Origin of the sequence: Ruegeria alba (assembly GCF_022321465.1) — a bacterium.
GTDB lineage: Bacteria > Pseudomonadota > Alphaproteobacteria > Rhodobacterales > Rhodobacteraceae > Ruegeria_B > Ruegeria_B alba.
On record NZ_JAKOEM010000047.1, the window covers coordinates 1 to 4,096 of the forward strand.

Consider the following 4,096-nt stretch of genomic DNA (forward strand, 5'->3'; position numbering starts at 1 on the left):
CCCAGCGGAGCCATGGCCTGCCCTGCAAGATCGAGGGATCTGGCCCGCGCGGCATCCGCACGTCCGCGCGCGGCATCGACAGCAGCAACCAGCCCAAGATCGGGCACGGTGAGCGGATTGTCGGCAAAGGCGCGGTCGAAGGCCGCTTGTGCAACGCTTGCAGCATTGGATGCGGCCCCTTCGAAGCGGTTTTCGATCTGGCCCAGGTCGAGATCGGGCACGACCGGAATGCGCCGTTCGACCCCGAGGGCCTCGAGCCCGGCATTCACACCGGAGATGAAGGTGTTGATCCGGGCAACGACACCGTTCAGCATCGCCTCGACGCCGGCAATCAGGCTGTTGGCGGCCTGGAAGGCGATATCGCCGATCGCGGCGGGCAGCAGGCCCCAGATCGCCTTGATCGCTTCGAAGGTGCCTTCAAAGCTGTTCACGGCGGCATTCGCAAAGCCCACCACGGATTCAAGTGCGCCCTGCAACGCGGAAGCCGTCACGGCCTGGACCCCGGCAAACCCGGCCTCAAAGGCTGCAACGACACTGGCTGCGCCCAGACCAATCCGCTCCCAGACTTCGGAGACGAGATCGCCGAGCAGCGCCATCGCGTTGCCGAACCCGCCCGCACCCGAGACGAGGCGCGTGAACTGATGTACGAGTTCGCCCGCGCCGACAATCAGCGCCCCGATGCCGGTGCGAATGAGGGCGCCGCGCAGGACGACCAGCGCGGTGGCGAGTCCGCGCACGGAGAGGGCTGCAACTGTGAGGCCTGCGACCCAGCGGCCCGCGAGGAAGGCGGCAAAGGTGGCCGCGTAAGTGGTCAGGCGGCCAATGTTGTCGAAGAGCCCGGTGAGGACCCGTCCAAGCGGGCCGGTGCGGTTCGCGAGAGCGGCCATGGCATCGGCCACAGCTTCCAGCGCGGGGGCCGCGGCAACGGCCAGCTGGTTCGACAGCCCGCGCCAGATGAGCCCAAGCCGGGAAATCGCATCGTTCGTCCGCTCGATCTGGTCGGCATCCTGCTCGGAGACGACAACGCCGAAGGCGCGGACGTCTTCTGTCGCCTGGCGCAGCGTCGCGGTGTCGATGCGTGACATGGCGATGGAGCCTTCCTCGCCGAAAAGCTGACCCGCAACGGCCGCACGTTCGGCCGCCGGCACGAAGTCTTCTAGCCGCGAGTTGATGGCGCCCACGCGCGCGTCGAGCGGCAGGGCGATCAGTTCATTGGCCGAGAGCCCCAGCCGGTCCAGCGCGTCAGCGGCCGGGCCTGTCCCGGTGGCCGCCTGGCTCAGCCGCCGGGTGAGGTCCTTGGTCGCCTGCTCAATCCCGGACATCGACACGCCTGCCAACTCGCCGGCACGCTCGAGCGTCTGGATCGAGGCAACGGTGGTGCCGAGCGATTGCGCGAGCTTGGCTTGTGCATCGACCGTCTCCAAACCCGAGCGGACCATGGCGACACCCGCGGCCATGGCAGCGGCGACGGCTGCAGCGGCAGCCACCTTCACCCGGCGCGCAAAACCCGCGAGCCGGGCGTTCGCCGCCTCCATCTCGCGGCTGAGGCGGCCGAACCCACGCGCCCCGGCCTCGCCGACACCTTCCAGTTCGGCGCGCACCTGGCGGCCGCCGACCGCAGCAAGGCGGACAGAAACCTTCTTCTCAGCCATCGGGACGTTCCATCTGTTCGTTGTACTTGGCCACCATCACCGCTTCGATGACGGGCAGAAGTTCGGCTGTGGCCAGAGGCGGGATGCCGAGGGCATCCCCGAGCGCGAGCGCCGCCGACATGTCCCAGCCGATCACCGCGCCGGGCAGAATACGCAGTTGACCGCCGAGACGACCGACCAGATCCCAGACCTGCCAACCCTCATGGGTCAGCGGCTGGTTCGCACGGCCCGGGCAGCGCGGGCACGGGCCTTGGCAGGCTTGGCAGTATCGCTCGCCCCCGCCGAAGGACCACTCGGCGAGCGCGCGGAGGCGTTTTTTTCCTGTTCCAGCAGCAGGCCTTTCGAGACGTAAGCGAGCTGGAAGGCCTCGAAGATCGGCCAGACATCGAGCAGCGCGTCGATGGCCTCAGGGCTGGGACCAATCGGCTTTCCGTCCGCATCTCCGATGCCCTCCCAGGTGAGCACCGCGCGGCGAGCCAGTGCCTTGGCGAAGGCGACGGCACGCTCCTCGTCGGGAGCCTCTTCCGGCACCGCCTCGACGGCGGGATCGCTGCGGGTCGCCACCATCAGCGCGGTCGTCAGCGGGCGCAGTTGCACGCGCACGCCGGGGGCGAGATCGTGCCAGCGAGGGGTGTTGGTCAGGTCGAGCGTCAACATTCTCAGTACACCTCGATGTCGTTGATCAGGGTTGCTGTGCACATCCGGCCGACGACGCTGTCGCGGGCGGCCTGCCAGTCGAAGGTGGCCTGCACGCCCTGCGGCCCGGAAATCTCGATCCGGGGGCGTGGCAGATAGACGGCGTGCACGGTAAAGGTGAAGCTCTCGCCGGACGGCAGGACGTAGGCGAACTCGAGCTCGCACGGATCGCCATTGATCGCCTGCGTCACAAGCGTGCTGTCGGCGAAGCGCACCTCGATGGATCCCGTCAACGCGGCGATGGACGGGTCCGCGCCGTCGATGCGACCGTCCGAACGGATGGTCTCGATCCGGTCGAGGTTGTTGGCGTAGGTGATGTCGGCAGAGACCACATTGCCGAGGGCCGAGCCGTTCCGGGTGATCGACCCATTGAAATGGCCGAACCGTTTCAGCTCCAGCCCGGTGGGCGTGCCGGCGCTGGTGGTCGTACCGACCGTCTCGCCCTGCGCCACCAACCGGGCGGTGGCCGTCAGCAGGCCGGACCGCTGCATCTGCCAGGTGATCTGGTCGAGAACGCAGCCGGAATACATGGCAAAGCGCGGCACCTCCGGCATGCCGGTCTCGATAGAGAGGCTTGGCAGCACCCACGCCCCGGACTGGAACTCGTGCGTCCAGGGGCCGGTGCCGGTGGTAGTCGGCGCCCCGAAGGCGGCCTTCAGCCAGAAGCCAAAGGCCTCCGCGTCGAGCGGCACGACGACGTCGCCGTCGGCCGTCACCGCGTCCTTGATCGGCGCCAGCGGATCGCGGCCGTAGCCGAGCAGCTCGGAGTTCAGCAGCGGCTGCTCCGCGCCGAGCGTGGTACTGGCGAAAGGCATCTTCGTGAAGCCGCCTGCAGGCGGCGTGCCATAGGTCGTCTCGAACGCAAGCGCCATCTGCGCCCGCGCCCCTTGGGCTCGTGCCATGATCAGTTCCTTTTGTGGTGTTCAAGAAGTGACCGTCGATCCCGCCACATTGGCCATGCCCATGAGGAAGAACGACCGTGGCGTCTTAAGGCGCCTGCAGCGCACAGGTTCGAGATGTCAGCGTCTGTCGTTTCAGACGACCCGGCCGCTCCGCGCCCAGGACACGGCATCGTCCAGCCTGTCGTCACCCCAGAAGACCTCTCCATCCACGAGGAAACTGGGTGCGCCGAAGACACCGAGAGTTTTTGCCTTTTCGGTCTCAAGGGCCAGGGCATCTTCGATTTGGGCCGAGTTCGCGATTTCGATGATCCGAACCGGATCCTGGCCAATTTCTTTCAGGCTATCCGAGAGATTTGGCTCGCTTCCGGCGGGCTCACCCTGCTGAAACCATCTTCGATAGGTCGCAACGGCGTAGTCCTCGCCCCATCCCTCCTTCATGCCGAGGAGCGCGACCTGATTGGCGAGCGCCAGATTCTGAAGCGGATATGGTGCAGGCAAGCTGGCCGATAGGCCGTATTTTGCAGCACGACGTTCAATATCTCGCCACATGTAGGCGGATTTGGACGGTTTGTCGGCAAACGGGATGTTTTTCTGCTCGATCATGATCGAGCGTACGTTGAACGGCCGCCAGGTAATCTTCACACCGTGCTCACGGACATAGACCGGCAGGCGCATCACTGTCAGGAAGCTATAGGTGCTTCCGATCGAGAACCAGAAATCTATCGGCCTCATTCCCTGTCCTCCGTCAAGCCGCTCGAAGAAGACTAGGTTTCGGGGCCATATCACGCAAGCGGGTCGGCCGTGGTGTAGTGTAGCACCACCGGGATCACGGCCGCCTTCAGGCTC

5 protein-coding genes are annotated in these 4,096 nt (G+C 66.2%); all 5 read right to left on the minus strand.

The features are described from left to right. Positions 1-1,652, minus strand: a 1,652-nt coding sequence (locus MB818_RS21580) for a phage tail tape measure protein (RefSeq protein ID WP_238906464.1), incomplete at its 3' end; no start/stop codon positions are given. Then, positions 1,645-1,788, minus strand: coding sequence for a DUF7697 family protein (locus MB818_RS21585; protein ID WP_238906466.1), 144 nt, complete (start codon positions 1,786-1,788; stop codon positions 1,645-1,647). The genes MB818_RS21585 and MB818_RS21580, both read right to left, overlap by 8 nt. A gap of 71 nt (positions 1,789-1,859) precedes the next feature. After that, entirely contained in the window at positions 1,860-2,309 is a 450-nt protein-coding gene (locus MB818_RS21590; RefSeq protein WP_238906468.1) for a phage-derived protein YdaY family protein, read from the minus strand. Between the two features lie 2 nt (positions 2,310-2,311). Then, positions 2,312-3,250, minus strand: coding sequence for a phage tail tube protein (locus tag MB818_RS21595; RefSeq protein ID WP_238906470.1), 939 nt, complete (start codon positions 3,248-3,250; stop codon positions 2,312-2,314). A 132-nt stretch (positions 3,251-3,382) separates the two neighbouring features. After that, positions 3,383-4,096: 2-hydroxychromene-2-carboxylate isomerase (locus MB818_RS21600; protein ID WP_369426348.1), on the minus strand; the 714-nt coding region annotated here is incomplete at its 5' end.